General features: G+C 63.0%; 14 protein-coding genes. 9 read left to right on the forward strand and 5 right to left on the reverse strand.

Features of this window, described 5'->3' with window-relative positions; genetic code table 11:
• The first annotated feature begins 55 nt into the window (after positions 1 to 55).
• From ACAX61_RS10065 to ACAX61_RS10075, 3 genes are all read left to right on the forward strand, one after another.
• Complete coding sequence (locus ACAX61_RS10065) at positions 56 to 2,959, forward strand: TonB-dependent receptor domain-containing protein (RefSeq protein ID WP_370714619.1); 2,904 nt, start codon at positions 56 to 58, stop codon at positions 2,957 to 2,959.
• A 107-nt stretch (positions 2,960 to 3,066) separates the two neighbouring features.
• Complete coding sequence (locus ACAX61_RS10070) at positions 3,067 to 3,327, forward strand: hypothetical protein (RefSeq protein WP_370714620.1); 261 nt, start codon at positions 3,067 to 3,069, stop codon at positions 3,325 to 3,327.
• Positions 3,328 to 3,348: 21 nt separating this feature from the next.
• Positions 3,349 to 3,720, forward strand: coding sequence for a tRNA-binding protein (locus tag ACAX61_RS10075; protein WP_370714621.1), 372 nt, complete (start codon positions 3,349 to 3,351; stop codon positions 3,718 to 3,720).
• Between the two features lie 3 nt (positions 3,721 to 3,723).
• Here the strand turns inward: ACAX61_RS10075 and ubiG are convergent, their stop codons facing one another.
• Positions 3,724 to 4,449, reverse strand: a complete 726-nt coding sequence (gene ubiG / locus ACAX61_RS10080) for a bifunctional 2-polyprenyl-6-hydroxyphenol methylase/3-demethylubiquinol 3-O-methyltransferase UbiG (RefSeq protein WP_370714622.1) — start codon at positions 4,447 to 4,449, stop codon at positions 3,724 to 3,726.
• A gap of 52 nt (positions 4,450 to 4,501) precedes the next feature.
• On the opposite strand from ubiG, the gene ACAX61_RS10085 reads away from it, so the two are divergent.
• Entirely contained in the window at positions 4,502 to 5,764 is a 1,263-nt protein-coding gene (locus tag ACAX61_RS10085) for an aspartate kinase (RefSeq protein ID WP_370714623.1), read from the forward strand.
• 4 nt (positions 5,765 to 5,768) lie between these two features.
• On the opposite strand, the gene ACAX61_RS10090 is transcribed toward ACAX61_RS10085, so the two are convergent.
• Positions 5,769 to 6,374 (reverse strand): DedA family protein, encoded by a 606-nt coding sequence (locus ACAX61_RS10090; RefSeq protein WP_370714624.1) that lies wholly within the window; start codon positions 6,372 to 6,374, stop codon positions 5,769 to 5,771.
• Between the two features lie 115 nt (positions 6,375 to 6,489).
• On the opposite strand from ACAX61_RS10090, the gene coxB reads away from it, so the two are divergent.
• The 5 genes from coxB to ACAX61_RS10115 are packed head-to-tail and all read left to right on the forward strand — an operon-like array spanning position 6,490 to position 11,972.
• A complete protein-coding gene (gene coxB / locus ACAX61_RS10095) occupies positions 6,490 to 7,431 on the forward strand; it encodes a cytochrome c oxidase subunit II (protein ID WP_370714625.1) in 942 nt (313 codons plus the stop codon).
• Complete coding sequence (gene ctaD, locus ACAX61_RS10100) at positions 7,428 to 9,953, forward strand: cytochrome c oxidase subunit I (RefSeq protein WP_370714626.1); 2,526 nt, start codon at positions 7,428 to 7,430, stop codon at positions 9,951 to 9,953. Before coxB ends, ctaD begins: the two co-directional genes overlap by 4 nt.
• Positions 9,950 to 10,330 (forward strand): hypothetical protein, encoded by a 381-nt coding sequence (locus ACAX61_RS10105; RefSeq protein ID WP_370714627.1) that lies wholly within the window; start codon positions 9,950 to 9,952, stop codon positions 10,328 to 10,330. Before ctaD ends, ACAX61_RS10105 begins: the two co-directional genes overlap by 4 nt.
• Positions 10,327 to 10,926, forward strand: a complete 600-nt coding sequence (locus tag ACAX61_RS10110; RefSeq protein ID WP_370714628.1) for a cytochrome c oxidase assembly protein — start codon at positions 10,327 to 10,329, stop codon at positions 10,924 to 10,926. The genes ACAX61_RS10105 and ACAX61_RS10110 overlap by 4 nt, the downstream gene beginning before the upstream one ends.
• Entirely contained in the window at positions 10,923 to 11,972 is a 1,050-nt protein-coding gene (locus ACAX61_RS10115; RefSeq protein WP_370714629.1) for a c-type cytochrome, read from the forward strand. The genes ACAX61_RS10110 and ACAX61_RS10115 overlap by 4 nt, the downstream gene beginning before the upstream one ends.
• Here ACAX61_RS10115 and ACAX61_RS10120 read toward each other — a convergent pair.
• The 3 genes from ACAX61_RS10120 to ACAX61_RS10130 form a co-directional block, all read right to left on the reverse strand.
• A complete protein-coding gene (locus ACAX61_RS10120; protein WP_370714630.1) occupies positions 11,969 to 14,254 on the reverse strand; it encodes an FdhF/YdeP family oxidoreductase in 2,286 nt (761 codons plus the stop codon). The two genes, ACAX61_RS10115 and ACAX61_RS10120, sit on opposite strands and share 4 nt — an antisense overlap.
• Before the next feature lie 57 nt (positions 14,255 to 14,311).
• Complete coding sequence (locus tag ACAX61_RS10125; RefSeq protein ID WP_370714631.1) at positions 14,312 to 15,178, reverse strand: oxygenase MpaB family protein; 867 nt, start codon at positions 15,176 to 15,178, stop codon at positions 14,312 to 14,314.
• A gap of 114 nt (positions 15,179 to 15,292) precedes the next feature.
• Positions 15,293 to 15,568 carry an SWIB/MDM2 domain-containing protein gene (locus ACAX61_RS10130; protein ID WP_370714632.1) on the reverse strand — a complete coding sequence of 92 codons (276 nt, stop codon included), beginning with the start codon at positions 15,566 to 15,568 and terminating at the stop codon, positions 15,293 to 15,295.
• Positions 15,569 to 15,598 lie beyond the last annotated feature (30 nt).

Here is a 15,598-nt window from a genome sequence, read left to right on the forward strand (position 1 = left end):
TGCACCGTTTGGCGCCTTATGGCGCTAGGCCGGTAAAAAAGGGAACGACCAATCTATGAAGAAGCTGACCCGCCAGAGGCTGCTTGCCTCGACGCTGATCATCGGATCGACCGTCGCCGCTGCTCCGGCCTTTGGCCAGGCCGTGGCACCTACGACCGGTTCCGTTGAAACTTCGCAGGAATCTCCGACTGCCGGTGGCCAGTCCGAAGACATTGTCGTCACCGGTACGCTGATCCGTAACCCGAATCTGATTGCGTCGAACCCGGTTGGCGTCGTCACCGCCGAAGAACTCGACCTTCAGCAGGTCAACGTGGCGGAAGAGTTCCTGCGCGAGCTGCCCGGAGCGGTTCCCAGCATCGGCTCGGCCGTCAACAATGGCAATGGCGGCGCTTCGTTCGTCAACCTTCGTGGTCTCGGCACCAACCGCAACATCGTGCTGCTGGACGGTACGCGTATCGTGCCCGCCGGCTTGGGCGGCGTGGTCGATCTTAACAACATCCCCGTCGCGTTGATCGAGCGGACCGACATCCTGACCGGCGGCGCCGTGACCACTTACGGTGCGGACGCGATCGCGGGCGTGGTGAACTTCATCACCAAGAAGGATTTCGCCGGTGTTGACCTGAACCTGTCGAATCAGATCACCGAGCGTGGCGACGGCCACACCATTCGCGCCGACCTGACCGTTGGCGCCAATTTCGACGATGGCCGCGGCAACGCGGTGTTCAGCGTCGGTTATCAGCAGGCCGACCCCGTTTATCAGGGCGACCGCGATTTCTCGGTCAACAACATCTCGTCGACCACGGGTCGCGCCGGTGGTTCGGCCACGGCCGTTCCGACGGTGTTGGACGGCGTTCCGGGCCTGGGCTTTGTTCAGCTGAACCCCGCCGGCGACACGCTGGTGCCGTATTACGCGCCATTCAACTTTAACCCTCAGAACATTTTCCAGACGCCGTTCGAGCGTTTCAATTTGTTCGGTCAAGCGAACTACGAAGTTACGCCGGGTATCGAAATCTATAACCAGGGCATGTTCTCGCGCAACAGCGTGTCGACGATCATCGCGTCGTCAGGCACGTTCGGCAACAGCCTGGAGATCCCGTTCAGCAACCCGTATCTGCCCGGCAACGTCCGTTCGCAGCTTTGCACGGCGGAGGGTCTGACCACGGCGGAATGTAATGCAGCGGCGACTGCTACGGATCCGACCGATCCGGGCTTCCGTTCGTTCAGCTTCCCGACCTATCGTCGCTTCGTCGAAGCTGGTCCGCGTCTGAGCGAATACACCACGACGATGTTCCAGTATAAGGCTGGCGTTCGTGGCGACATCACCAGCAACATCGGCTTCGACCTGTTCGGTACCTATGGTGAGAGCGACAATGTGCAGCGCCAAAGCGGCAACGGCCTGCTTTCGCGACTGCGCCAAGCGGCGTTCGCCACCAGCACCGACTCGTGCTTGAACGCGGTCGATCCGGACTGCGTCCCGCTGAACCTGTTCGGCCCGGCCGGCAGCATTACCGCTGACATGCTCGGTTACCTGACCGGTCCGACCACCAGCAGCACGACGCAGACCACGTTGGGTACGGTTCGCGGCCTTATCAACGGCGATGTCGGCTTCGCTCTGCCTTGGGCGTCGGAGCGGATCGGTTTCGCAATCGGTGGTGAGTATCGCGAATACACCGCCAGCAGCGTTTCGGATTTGGCGACCCAAACCCCGGACGAAGTGCTGGGCAACGGTGCAGCTGCGCCTGACGTGTTCGGTTCGTACAACGTCAAGGAAGCGTTCGGCGAATTGGTGATCCCGATTGCGTCGCAGCAGCCGTTCTTCGAGTCGCTGACCATCGAGTTGGGTGCTCGTTACTCGGATTACTCGCTGTCGGGCGGTAACTGGACGTGGAAGGCGGGCGGTAGCTGGGAGCCGGTTCGTGGTCTGCGCATTCGCGGCAACTACAACAAGGCGACGCGTGCGCCGAACATCGGCGAACTCTTTTCGCCCGCTGTTACCGGCCTCGATAACCTTGAAGTCGACCCCTGTTCGGGCAGCAAGCCGGTGGGCAACGCGGCACTGACCGCGATCTGTACCGCTCAGGGTGGCGGCGCGTTTATCGGTCAGATCACCGATCCGGTCGCTGCACAGGTCAACGTGACCACTGGCGGCAATCTGGCGCTTGACGTCGAAAAGGCCGAAACCTGGACGATCGGCGCAGTGTTCCAGCCGGACTTCGTCCCGGGCCTGGCAGTCACGGTCGACTACTATAACATTGTGGTGACCGATGCGATCACGACGCCAACGGTTGGCGATGTGCTCGATGCTTGCTTTGAAGGCGGTTCGGCAGCGGACGAGGCTTGCACCATTATCCGTCGTAATCCGGACACGGGTGGTCTTTCGGGCCCCAGCGGCACCACTCCCGGCGTACCATTGGCGCTGTCCAACCTTGGTCGCCTTGAAACCGCCGGTATTGATTTCACGATCAACTATCGTCGTGATCTAGGCTTCGCTGGCCTCAACCTTGCGATGAACGGTAACTGGACCGACAAGTCGGTGTTCCAGGCGACGCCGAGCGGCGTTGCACGCGAGTGCGTAGGCTATTACAGCACCAACTGCGCTTCCATCCAGCCAGAGTGGACCCTGAATTCGCGTGCAACCCTGACCGTTGAAGACGTCGATGTTTCGCTTCAGTGGCGCTACATCGATGCTGTTCAAGTTGAGCCGCTGGCGCTTGCCGCTGTTGCTTATCAGCCGCAATTCACGTCGATCGGTGCGAAGAGCTATTTCGACCTGACGACACGGTTCCAGGCAACCGACATGATGACGTTCACCGTTGGTGTGCAGAATCTGCTGGATCAGCAACCGCCCTTGGTTGGCTCGACCATTGGTACGACCGCGTACAACAGCGGCAACACCTATCCTTCGACCTATGACGCGCTCGGCCGCCGCTTTGTGATGGCGACCCGTCTGCGCTTCTGATAGGAAGAATGGTAACCTCGGGGCCCCGGAAATCATTTTCCGGGGCCTTGTTGCATTCAGCGTCCAACCTCTTCACTCTGTGGTCGGTGACAGACTTCACGGAGAGTATGATGAATATCTTGCTGCCGGGACTTGCGGCACTTTCGCTCGTCGTTGGAATTGCGCCGGCGGCAGCGGGACAGAAGGATGAGGACAATCGCAGTGCTCCCGTAGAGAAGCGTGTCTGCAAGTCCTCGCCCCGAACTGGCTCGCTGGTGCGGCGCACGCGGGTGTGTCTAACCAAGCGTGAATGGGCAGAAACTGAAGAACGTTCTCAGTCGGTCGGCCGGTCAATGCAGGACCAGTTGTTCATTCCCCCTTCCAGCTGACATACAGCGAGAGCAAACGGCGTGCACTCTAGTACTGACCGCGCGGCGGAAGTCAGGCCGACGATCCGCCTCGAGGACTTCCTTGCGGTCGACATTCGTGTCGGCACGATCGTGGCAGCCGAGCCCTTTCCCGAAGCGCGTAAGGCCGCAATCAAGCTGAAGATCGATTTCGGCCCGCTTATTGGCGTGAAACGATCGTCAGCCCAGATAACTGATCATTATGCGGCTGATGAGTTGATCGGTCAGCAGGTTGCGGCAGTTGTCAACTTTCCACCGCGGCAGATCGGTCCGATGATGTCGGACGTTCTGACACTGGGCTTTCCGGACTCGTCGGGCGCGGTTGTGCTAGTTCAGCCATCGCAGCCGGTGCCGAACGGCGGTCGGTTGTTTTAGCGCTCAGCCTGCAACCGCAGAAATCAGATAGTTCAGTCGCTGATCTTCACTCAATGAAAAGCCGCGTGACGGGCTGTAGGCAAGGCCAGTCACGTTGATAACCAACAGGCCAGCGTCGCGCATCAGGTCGCTCAGTTCATCGGGCGTCAGGAACTTGTCCCATTGATGCGTGCCACGCGGAATCATGCCGACACGCTCAGCGAGATCAATCAATGCGAGCTTTGACATTGGCGTGCGGTTGGGCGTCGACATTACCAGCAGCCCCCCAGGTGCCAGCGCGCCAGCCAGTCCGCGCACGAAAGTGGCGGGGTCGGTGACGTGCTCTATGACCTCCATCGACGTAACGAGATCAAAGCGCTCGTCACATAATTGGTTGAGTTCACCCGCGACATAACGAATGTCGAGGTCCACCTGCGCGGCATGAGCGGCTGCGGCCCCGACGTTTTCCGGGGCGGCGTCCACACCGGTCGTGCGCGCGCCCATCCGCGCCAGCGGCTCGGTAAGCAGACCGGCGCCGCAACCGACGTCCAGCGCTGATCGGCCCCAAAGCGGGGCGAAGTTGCCCGGATCAAGCTGCCAATGGGCGTCGATCGCCTGCCGGATATAGCGCAGGCGAACGGGATTCAGCCGGTGCAGCATTGCCGAGGTGCCGCGCGGATTCCACCAGTCTTCGGCCAGCTTGCCGAAATGTGCTGCCTCGGTCGGGTCGATCGTCGTTGCCTTTGCCATTTCTCCCCCCTATCAGCCCCCCCGAACGCACCCAAGGGGGGAATGGAAAACCATGGCGCGCATCGTGATGAAGTTCGGCGGCACCTCGATGGCTGGCATCGAGCGAATCCGGACCGTCGCGAAACTTGTGAAGCGCGAGTGGGAGGCCGGCAATCAGGTCGCAGTCGTCGTGTCGGCAATGGCCGGCGACACCGACAGGCTGGTGGGTTTCTGTCGCGAGGCATCCTCGCTTTACGATCCGCGCGAGTATGACGTGGTCGTCTCTTCAGGTGAGCAGGTGACTTCGGGTCTGCTGGCGATCGCATTGCAGGCGGCGGGCGTGCCCGCGCGCAGCTGGCTTGGCTGGCAATTGCCGATCCGCACCAGCGACGTCCACGCATCCGCCCGGATCGAGGATGTCGACACGACCGAACTGGACAAGAGCCTGGCCAATGGCGAGGTCGCGGTGATCCCCGGCTTTCAGGGCGCGACCGAAGGCGGGCGCGTAACCACGCTGGGCCGCGGCGGATCGGACACATCGGCCGTGGCGATGGCGGCGGCGATGAAGGCTGACCGCTGCGATATCTATACCGACGTCGACGGGGTCTACACGACCGACCCGCGCATTGTGCCGCGTGCGCGCAAGCTTGCGAAGGTTACGTATGAGGAAATGCTCGAACTGGCGAGCGTCGGGGCAAAGGTGCTTCAGACGCGGTCGGTCGGGCTGGCCATGAAGGAAGGCGTGCGCGTTCAGGTGCTGTCGTCCTTTGTTGGCGAAGACGGTGTGGTGCGCCCCGGAACGCTGATCGTGGGCGAGGAGGAGATCGACGACATGGAACGCCAGCTCATCACCGGCATCGCGCATGACAAGAACGAGGCCAAGGTCACGCTCGTTGAAGTGCCCGACCGCCCCGGCGCGGTCGCCGCGATCTTTGGCCCGCTGGCGACGGCGGGCATCAATGTCGACATGATCGTCCAGAACATCGCGCATGCGACCGGCTCGACCGACGTGACCTTCACCGTGCCTAAGGCTGATCTGGCACGTGCGCTGGACACGCTGGAGAAGGAGCGCGCGACAATCGGTTACGCAAACCTGATCCACGACACGCGCGTGGCAAAGGTGACTGTGGTCGGTGTCGGCATGCGCAGCCATGCGGGTGTGGCAGCGACGATGTTCAACACGCTGGGCGCGCGCGGCATCAACATCCTTGCGATCACGACCAGCGAGATCAAGGTCAGCGTGCTGATCGAAGAGGACTATACCGAACTGGCGGTGCGCGTCCTCCACACCGCTTATGGGCTGGACGCACCGGAAGAGGCGGGCGAGGCAGCCTGAGCCGTCATGTCTGCTCGTGGCGGCGAAATGTCGCCACGCGGTAGATATAGTATAGCAGGATTGCGGCCATGATGACGGTGCTGGCGGGGCCGAGCCACTGTTCCACCGCGTCATATTGCTTGCCGAGCACATAGCCCGCCAAGCCGAGCGCGCTTGTCCAAACGCCAGCGCCCAGCGTCGTTAGTAGCACGAAGCGCGCTGGCGGCATGTCGAACAGCCCGGCGGGGATCGAGATCAGCGTACGGATGCCCGGCACCAAATGGCCGAGCGGCACCGCCCAGCGTGCATGGGCGTCGAACCAGTCGTCGATACGATCGATGTCCTTAGGGCTGAGGGTGATCCACCGGCCATGCCGGTCCGCCCAGCGTTTCAGGCGTTCTTCGCCAAGCCACTTGGCCACTGAGTACCAGAAAATCGCACCTGACAGCGTGCCGACCGTACCCGCCGCCAGAACGCCCGCGATGCTCAGTTCGCCTTGGCTGGCGGTGAAGCCCGCCATTGGCATGATCACCTCGGACGGGAGCGGCGGAAACAGGTTTTCGAGAAACATCAGCAGGGCGATGCCAGCATAGCCCGACTTTTCGATCAGATTGGTAATCCACTCGGTCATCGGCCGGTGCCCCTTAATTGTGCGCATGATGGAACCGGCGAGCCGCAAAAGATTTCCATGAGAGGATCAAAACGGGGGAAGAACGATCGACAGGCGGCGGACAGCGGCGGCGATTTTGTCGGCGGCGCTGGTTGCAGGATGCAACCGGCACCAGTCCGCGCTGGCGACGTTCGGTGCCGAGGCCGAGCAGATCCGCGTCATCACCATCGCATTGGTCGTGGGCGCGGTCGTGATCGCCGCGATCATGGCATCGATCTACTGGCGCGCCGTCCGCTCGCCCGAAGGCTCGATCACCCATAAGCAGGGGATGCGTCTGGTTTTGTGGATGGGCGGCGTCGGCTCGACGCTGGTTCTGACCACGCTTCTGATCTTTGCGCTCCCTGCCATGCGCCCGCGCGTTACGGGGCCGGGCGATCTGAAGATCACGGTCGAGGGGGAGCAATTCTGGTGGCGTGTCGGCTATCGTCTACCGGACGACCGCCTGCTGCTTTCCGCCAATGAAGTGCGCATCCCGGTGGGGCGGACAGTCGCGTTCGAGCTGACCGGGCGTGACGTGATCCACAGCTTCTGGATTCCCGGGTTGGCGGGGAAGATGGACATGATCCCTGGCCGCACCAACAGCCTGGTCGTCCGCGCGGACGAGGCCGGGCGCTTTCGGGGCGTCTGCACCGAATTTTGCGGGCTAAGTCACGCGTTGATGGCGTTTGAGGTCGTGGCGATGCCGGCGGACGCCTTCGACGCGTGGCTGCGCGATCAGGCCCGGCCCGCCGTCGGCGCGGGGGCAGGGCGCGGTGCGGCGCTGTTCGACGCCAATGGGTGCGGCGGATGCCACGCCATTCGCGGGACGGCGCATGATGCGGTGATCGGCCCCAACCTCAGCCGCTTTGGCGACCGGTTGACGTTGGGCGCCGGGATCATGCCGCAGACAATCGAGAACACCGCCGCCTTTATCCGCGCACCGCAGGAAGCCAAGCCCGGCGTGCGGATGCCCGCCTATCCGCAGTTGAGCGAAGCGGATGCCCGCGCCATCGCCGTTTATCTCAAGGGGCTGAAATGAGCCTTCACGCGCAGGACGACCCCGAACTCCGCCGCGCGCAGGAAGAGCGGCTGCGCGCCGTATGGGCGCCGCCGCAGGGGCTGTTCCTGCGCTGGAGCGACACGAACAATGACCGGGTCGGTGTCTGGTACACGTTGACGGCGTTTGCCTTCATGCTGTTCGCGGGCGTGCTGGCGCTGATCATGCGGACGCAACTTGCCGCGCCCGACAATGATCTGGTGAGCGCGAACACCTTCAACCAGCTGTTCACGCTGCACGGCTCGATGATGATGTTCCTGTTCGCCGTGCCGATGTTCGAAGCGGTGTCGATCCTGATCCTGCCGCAGTTGCTGGGCGCACGCGACTTGCCGTTTCCGCGCCTGTCGGCCTTTGGCTATTGGTCGTTCCTGATCGGCGGCGTGTTCGTGTCGGGGTCGATCTTCTTCAACGCAGCGCCCGATGGCGGGTGGTTCATGTACCCGCCGCTGACCACGCGAACCGACCTGTCGGGGCTGGGCGCCGACATCTGGATGCTGGGCCTGTCGTTTATCGAAGTGTCCTCAGTCGCAGCCGCCGTCGAACTGATCGTCGGCGTACTGAAATGCCGCCCGCCCGGGATGCGGCTGAACCTGATGCCGCTTTACGCCTGGTATATTCTGGTCGTGGCGGTGATGATCCTGTTCGCCTTTCCCCCGCTGATCGCCGGCGACATCCTGTTCGAAATGGAGCGGTTGCTGAACTGGCCGTTCTTCGATGCCAGCCGGGGTGGCGATCCGCTGTTGTGGCAGCACCTGTTCTGGATATTCGGCCACCCCGAAGTCTATATCATCTTCCTGCCCTCCATTGCCCTGTTCGCGATGCTGGTGCCAACCTTCGCGCGGCGGCATTTGCTGGGCTATCCATGGATCGTGCTGGCTGCGGTGGGGACAGCATTTCTGTCCTTTGGCCTTTGGGTCCATCATATGTTCACGACCGGGCTGCCCAAGATCAGCCTGGCGTTTTTCTCCGCCGCGTCCGAAGCGGTGGTGATCCCGACCGGCGTGCAAATTTTCGTGTTCATCGCGACATTATGGGCGGGCCGCGTCGTTTGGTCGACGCCGCTTCTGTTTGCGTCAGGCAGCCTTGCGATCTTTGTTATCGGCGGGCTGACGGGGGTGATGGTCGCGGTGGCGCCGTTCGACTGGCAGGCACACGACACCTATTTCGTCGTTGCGCACCTGCATTACGTGCTGATCGGCGGCACGCTGATGCCGCTGTTTGCGGGCCTTTATTATTATTGGCCGATGATCACCGGCAAGAAATTGTCGGACCGGTTGGGACGCACGGCATTCTGGATGCTGTTCATCGGCGCGAACCTGACCTTCTTCCCAATGCATTTCTCCGGGCTGGAGGGGATGCCGCGGCGGGTCTTCACCTATCCGGCCGAACTTGGGATTGGAGGGCTGAACCTGGCATCCACGCTGGGCGCCTATCTGTTCGCGGCGGGTGTTGCGGTAATCTGCGTCGATCTGGCGCTGTCGCCGCGTCGGGCCGTGGGCAAGCGCAACCCGTGGGATGCGGGCACACTGGAATGGGTTGAGGATCCGGGCGACGATACCCATTGGGGCGTGCGGTGTGTGCCGCTGGTCACCAGCCGCTATCCGCTGTGGGATCAGAAGGATTTCGTAAAGAAGGTTGATGAGGGCCGCTTCTTCCTCCCTGATGCGGAGGAGGGGCGGCGCGAGACGATCGTGACCACGGTGCTGGACGCGCGCCCCTTGTCGGTCATCCGGCTCGGCACACCCAGTTTCAAGCCGATGCTGACGTCAGTCGCGCTGGGCGGCGTGTTCATCCTGACCACCTATCATCTTTACTGGGCGGCACTGGTCTGCGGCTTTGCAACGCTGGCAATGGTGTTGTGGTGGCTCTGGACCGGAACGGCTGAAATTCCTGAAAAGGAATGCAAGCCGATCGGTCACGGGATCGAATTGCCGCTTTATGTCTCCGGCTCGTCTTCGCCCGGATGGTGGGCGATGTTCATTACGATGATGGCCGACGCGACCGCCTTTTCCGGATTGGTCTTCGGCTATTATTTCTTCTGGACCCGGCACGATGATTTTCCGCCTGAAGGGATGGACGCGGCGCCGGGCATGTTCTGGCCCCTGGTCGCAATGGGCGGCAGCCTGGCGAGCTGGGCCGTGACGGTTGCCGCGCGCGAAGTTCATGCGCGCGGCGGTGTGGGTGCGGCGCGGATGCTGCTGGTCGCTGGCATCGCCTTGAGCGCGGTGGGCGTCTATGCGGGGTTGGCGGGGCCATGGCTGGCCGGGATGGATCCGGAAGCGCATGTCTATCCGGCGATTGTCTGGACGCTGGCGGTCTGGACTGCGGCGCATTCCGGTGTGGCGATCATCATGATGGGCTATACGCTGGCCCGCAGCCTCGCCGGGCGGATGACGCCGCGTCACGATGCCGAAATCCGCAACATCACCGTCTACATGCACTTCCTGGCACTGACGGCGGTGGTCACCTATGCCACCATCGGCCTGTTTCCGGAGGTTGCATGAAACGGGGACTGCCCGGCTGGGCCCGCCGCCTGCGCGTCACGCTATGGACGCTGATCGTCCCGCCGACGACCTGGGCGGTGCACTTCCTGTTTTCCTACCTGTGGGCGTCGATATCGTGCGCCAAGGTGGGGGCGTTTGCGACGGTGCCGGTGCTGTTCCTGATCGGCACCATTCTGGCGCTGATCGTGATCGCGGCATCCGGTTGGATTGCGTGGATGCAATCGCGAACGCCCGGCGACGCCCCGCCGCATCAGGATTCGACAGACGTCGATCGGCTGCGGTTTCTGGCGAAATCGACGCTGCTCTTGTCGGGCCTGAGTTTCGTGGGCGTTGTCTTCACTGCGTTGCCGGTAGTCTTCATCGGGGATTGCCGGTGAAGCGGCAGTTCAGCCTGGCGGCCGGCGCGCTGTTGCTGCCGATCGGATGGTGGCTGGCGGCCGGCGGGTTCGGCATGACGGGGCATATGGCGGGTCATATGATGGCCGTCGCGGTTGCCGCGCCGTTGATCGCTTTCGGCCTTTCAGGCACCAGCGCCGACCCGGCCGCACGCTGGCCGCGCGCGGTTACGCCGATGGGGGCGATGCTGGTCGAGCTTGGCGTCGTGTGGGGCTGGCACCTGCCCGCATTGCGCGCCGCATCCGACAGCTATCGGCGGGCGATGGTGCTGGAACAGGGCATGTATCTGGCCGCCGGCTTTCTGTTGTGGAGTAGCGTGCTGGCCGCGCGGCACCGGGCGAGCGGCATTGGTGCGCTGTTGTTGACGTCGATGCACATGACGTTGCTGGGCGCGCTGATCGGGCTGGCGCCGCGCCCGCTCTATGACGGGATGGCGATGGGCCATCATGGCATCGAACCGCTGGCCGATCAGCAATTAGGCGGCGTGGTCATGCTGTTGATCGGTGCGGCAAGCTATCTGATCGGAGGACTTGCGATGCTCGCGGGACTGTTGCGTATGCGCGAGGTATCGGCATGACGATCCGCCTGACATGGAAACGCGCCGCCCTGGTGGTGGGCGCGTTGCTGGCGGCGGCTCTGGCCTTTGCCTGGTCGGGGCTGTTCCAGATCGCGGCGTCTTCGGGCCATTGGCGCGTGACGGACTGGCTGTTGCACTGGGTCATGCGGAACTCGGTCAAAACCTACAGCTATTTCCAGACCCCCGAAGAAGTCACGACCGATCAGGGACTGGTAAGCGCTGCGGGGCATTTCCGACAGGCATGTGCCGTCTGTCACGGGGCCCCGGGTGTGCGCCCGTCGCCGGTCATGCAAAAGGCGACTCCGCATGCGCCGGACCTGTCCGTCAACGCGCGCGAATGGACCGATCGCCAGCTTTACTGGATCCTCGAACACGGCGTGAAATATACCGGTATGCCCGCTTGGGCAGCAAAGGACCGGCCGGATGAGGTTCGCCGGATGGTTGCCTTTGTCCGGCGACTACCGACGATGTCGCCCGCCGAGTATCGCGCGTTGACCGAAGTGCAGGGTGGGGGCGCGGCGGCCAGTGTTCGGCCCGCTACGCTGGCCACCTGTACTGGCTGTCACGGCGTCGACGGGCGGGGCAGGGGCCAAGGCGATATCCCGGTGCTGGGTGGCCAGCGGCCCGAATATCTGTTCGCGGCGCTGCAACGATATGCGAGCGGCGAACGGTCGAGCGCGCTGATGCAGACAGCGGCCGCCCAGCTGACCACGGCGGAGATGAAAACGCTGGCCCTGCACTTCGCCGCGATGCCGGGACTGTCGCGCGCGCAATTACCGTCTACTCACCCGCTGCTGACGCAGGGACGGCACGGCGACCAGTTGCCCGCATGTGCGAGCTGCCATTCCCCCGACAAGGCCTATCCGGTCATCACCGGGCAGAACGCGACGTATATCGCGGATCGGCTGCGGGCATGGCGCGGCGATGAAAAGGTGGTCGATGCGCGCAAGCCCCATGCAACCATGCCCGTGATCGCAAGGCGTATCCCCGAAAGCCAGATCGAACCGCTGGCCGCCGCGCTGGCGGCGGCCGGTTCGGAGCGTTAGGCGACGATCCTGACGGGCACCGACTTTGCCGCCAGCACATGGCTTTGTTCGGCATGGTGCTCGATCGGGATCAGGACATTGGCTTCGGGATAATATGCGCCCAGGCAACCGCGCGGAATGTCATAGGGAACGACGATCAGCCCTCCCAGGCGACGTGACACGCCGTCGTTGACATCGGTGGACAGTGCAACGCGCTGCCCTTCGCTCAAGCCTTGTTCGGCCATGTCCTGCCGGTTGATGAACAACACCTCCCGCGTGCCCTTCACGCCGCGAAACCGGTCGTGATAGCCATAGATGGTGGTGTTAAACTGATCGTTCGAGCGCAGGGTCATCAGACGGAAACGACCCGGATCGTCGTCGAATCCGGCCGCGTTCAGTGAGTCGGGCACATGGAACTCGGCCTTGCCGCTTTCGGTCTGCCAGATCCGCTCGGCTGCCTTGTTGCCCTTCCAGAAGCCGCCGGGCTGAAACATGCGCTTATTATAGTCGCGGAACTTTTCCGGATAGGTCGCCTCGATCGCGTCGCGCACCTTTGAATAGTCGGCGACCCATGCATCCCAGTCGATGGCGGGGTTGGGCGGCAACAGACGCTTGGCGATGGCGCCGATGATCGCGGGTTCGGACATCAGGTGTGGGCTGGCCGGATCAACGCGACCGCGCGAGCCGTGGATGCAACTGGTCGAATCCTCAGTCGACACCGCTTGCGGTCCGCTGGCCTGATCATCCCGCTCGATGCGGCCCAGACAGGGGAGGAGGTAGGTGATCTGCCCAGGGAACAGGTGATTGCGATTCAGCTTGGTTGCGATCTGCACCGACAGGCGCAGCTTGCCCCATGCTGCCTCCATCGGCCCGGTATCGGCCACTGCGCGGAGAAAATTGCCGCCAAGCCCGATGAACGCATGCACCGAACCATCGACGATGCCGCGACAGGTCTCGATCGTGTCCAGCCCCTTTTCGGTCGGCGGATCGAAGCCGTACAGTTCCTTCAGCTTGTCGACAGGCGCCAGCTCCGTCTTTTCGGTGATGCCGACCGTCCGTTGGCCCTGGACGTTGGAATGCCCGCGCACCGGCGTCGGGCCTGCGCCCGGCTTGCCGATATTACCGCGCAGGAGGAGGAGGTTGACGAGCATGCGGACATTGTCGACGCCCTTCACATGCTGGGTCAGGCCCATGCCATAAATGCCCAGCACCGCCCTGGACCGGGCATAGACGCGGGCTGCCTGCTCGATGGCCCATTTCTCCAGACCGCTCTCATGCTCGATTGCGGGCCAGTCGGCGCTGCGAACCGCCGCGATGAACGCGTCGACGCCGTGGCAATGCTGATCCAGAAACGCCTGATCCAGCACGCGCGGCTCGCCGCTGGCTTTGGCGGCGTCGTCCCATTCGACCAGAAACTTGGCCATGCCCATCATCGCCGCAATATCACCGCCGGCGCGGACCTGATGATATTGGGTCGCGATCTGGGTTTCGTCGCGCGTGATCATCTCTCGCGGGTTTTGCGGATCGGTGAACCGCTCAAGCCCGCGTTCGCGCAGCGGGTTGAAGACAATGATCTCGACGCCCCGTTTGCGCGCGTCACGTAGCGGATGCAGCATGCGCGGCGCGTTTGACCCGACATTTTGGCCAAAGAACAGGATTGCGTCACAATGCTGGAAATCTTCGAGCTGAGTGGTGCCGACCGGTTCTCCAATCGCCTGTTTCAAGCCGACGGAGGTCGATTCGTGGCACATGTTCGAACTGTCGGGCAGATTTTGGTGGCCATACAGACGGCCCATCAGCGCATACATGTATGATGCCTCAAGGCTGGCGCGCCCCGACGCATAGAAGACGGCGGCCTTTGGCTCGATCATCTTCAACGTGCCTGCAATGGCGTCGAAGGCCTCGTCCCAGTCGACCGCGACGTAACGGTCGGTCTGAGGATCATAGCGAAGCGGGTGCGTCAGGCGGCCATGCTGTTCCAGCTCGTAATCGGTCCAGCCGCGCAGCTCGCTCAAGCTGTGTTTTTGGAAAAATTCTGGCGTGGTGCGATGGCTGGTCAGTTCCCACGCGGTCGCCTTTGCGCCTTCCTCGCAAAATTCGAAGGGCAGCGGGTTTGCCGGCTTGGACCAGGCGCAGCTGACACAGGCGAATCCGTCGGGCTTGTTCTGTCGTGCAAGCTCGGCCAGCGCAGAAGGGCTTACACGCTCGCGCGGCAGGATGTCAGCCAGACTGCGGACCGAGCCCCATCCGCCCGCAGGGCCGTCGTACGGTTCGATTTCGGGTGCGTCGTCGCGCTGCTTCATGGCTCAAAAATCCCCTGATGGCTGACCTTTGAACGAACGGGCGGCAATCGCTTTGGTTCAGTCGCGACGCGTTCGAAATGCCCAGCGTAGCGACCCGGCCAGCGCACCCACGCCGCCAGCAACGATCGGGCGAGAAAGGCGGGCGGTTCTGAAGCCGTGCATCGCGCGTGCCCATGGCGGCAGCAGGTTGATCGCCGCCGGCGTGACCATGCGTTGCACGGCGGCGGTGGCGAGATTGGGCGGCGTGGCATGGATCACACGCCGGGCGACATCGCGGGTGCGGTGGTCGACACGCAGGCCAGGACGAACCTGCTCTACAAAGGCCAGCATTTCAGCGCGGCTCTCCGGCACCGGATGGGCGCCCAGCATCCGCGCAATCACCGCGGATTGCGCGAAATATCGATCCTGGTCGATACTGGGCATGGACGGTTCGCCATAGGCAATCCACGCGTCGAGAAAGCAAAGCGACTCGCACGCATGGACCCAGGCGAGCGCCCGGCCATCGTCAGCGCGATAGGGGGTGCCATCAGCCAACGTGCCGGTGACGCCACCGTGGATACGGCGGACACGCGCAATAGCAGCCTTGGCCTCTGCTGCGTCGGCATAGGTGGTCGTGGCGATGAAGCGAGCCGTGCGTCGAAGGCGACCCATCATGTCGTCGCGAAAGCGGGAATGATCCCACACGCCGGCCAGGACGCGCGGATCGAGCATCTGCATCAACAATGCCGCGATGCCGCCGACCATCATCGTCGTCACGTCACCATGCACGCGCCAGATCACGCTCTCTGGCGGAAACAGCGCGTTGCTACTGCGCTGAACCGGGCGCTCGCCGCGCGACTGATCGTTGAACGTCGCCCGAACGCCGCCGATAAGCCGCGACCGGGCGAGATCCGCAATTGGCGGCGGGAGCGTGGGTAATCGCATGCCTGCCTAAGGTCGGTGGCAGAGCGCATGATCGCAAGGCCGGGCAAAATAAAGGCCCGGCAACCCCATCAAAGGGTCGTCGGGCCTGATCGCAGGTCGAAACTCTGGCAGCGCTTACTTCAGATGCGCGCTCAGGTGCTTGTTCATTTCGAACATGCTGGCCTTCTTTTTGCCAAAGATCTTCTCCAGCTTGTCGTCGGCCAGGATTTCGCGCTTGTCCTGCGGGTTCTGCAGGTCGTGCTTCTTGATATATTCCCACATCTTGCTGACGACTTCGCTGCGCGGCAGCGGACCGGCGCCGACGATTTCGGCCAGTTCGGGCGAAGGGGTAACGGGAGTCGCGATGCCACCGCGTGCGCCACCCTTTGCTGCAGTCGTTGCCTTGGCCATAAACCCCCCAAATATACGCTCGTGCGCGCG

The organism is Sphingomonas sp. IW22, from assembly GCF_041321155.1.
GTDB lineage: Bacteria > Pseudomonadota > Alphaproteobacteria > Sphingomonadales > Sphingomonadaceae > Sphingomonas.

Coding starts and splice junctions, on each gene's coding strand:
- ACAX61_RS10090 (WP_370714624.1), bottom strand. CDS start 6,374: ATGACCGAGTGGATTACCAATCTGATCGAAAAGTCGGGCTATGCTGGC.
- ACAX61_RS10120 (WP_370714630.1), bottom strand. CDS start 14,254: ATGAAGCAGCGCGACGACGCACCCGAAATCGAACCGTACGACGGCCCT.
- ACAX61_RS10115 (WP_370714629.1), top strand. CDS start 10,923: ATGACGATCCGCCTGACATGGAAACGCGCCGCCCTGGTGGTGGGCGCG.
- ACAX61_RS10085 (WP_370714623.1), top strand. CDS start 4,502: ATGGCGCGCATCGTGATGAAGTTCGGCGGCACCTCGATGGCTGGCATC.
- ACAX61_RS10070 (WP_370714620.1), top strand. CDS start 3,067: ATGATGAATATCTTGCTGCCGGGACTTGCGGCACTTTCGCTCGTCGTT.
- ubiG (WP_370714622.1), bottom strand. CDS start 4,449: ATGGCAAAGGCAACGACGATCGACCCGACCGAGGCAGCACATTTCGGC.
- ACAX61_RS10130 (WP_370714632.1), bottom strand. CDS start 15,568: ATGGCCAAGGCAACGACTGCAGCAAAGGGTGGCGCACGCGGTGGCATC.
- ACAX61_RS10125 (WP_370714631.1), bottom strand. CDS start 15,178: ATGCGATTACCCACGCTCCCGCCGCCAATTGCGGATCTCGCCCGGTCG.
- ctaD (WP_370714626.1), top strand. CDS start 7,428: ATGAGCCTTCACGCGCAGGACGACCCCGAACTCCGCCGCGCGCAGGAA.
- ACAX61_RS10105 (WP_370714627.1), top strand. CDS start 9,950: ATGAAACGGGGACTGCCCGGCTGGGCCCGCCGCCTGCGCGTCACGCTA.
- ACAX61_RS10065 (WP_370714619.1), top strand. CDS start 56: ATGAAGAAGCTGACCCGCCAGAGGCTGCTTGCCTCGACGCTGATCATC.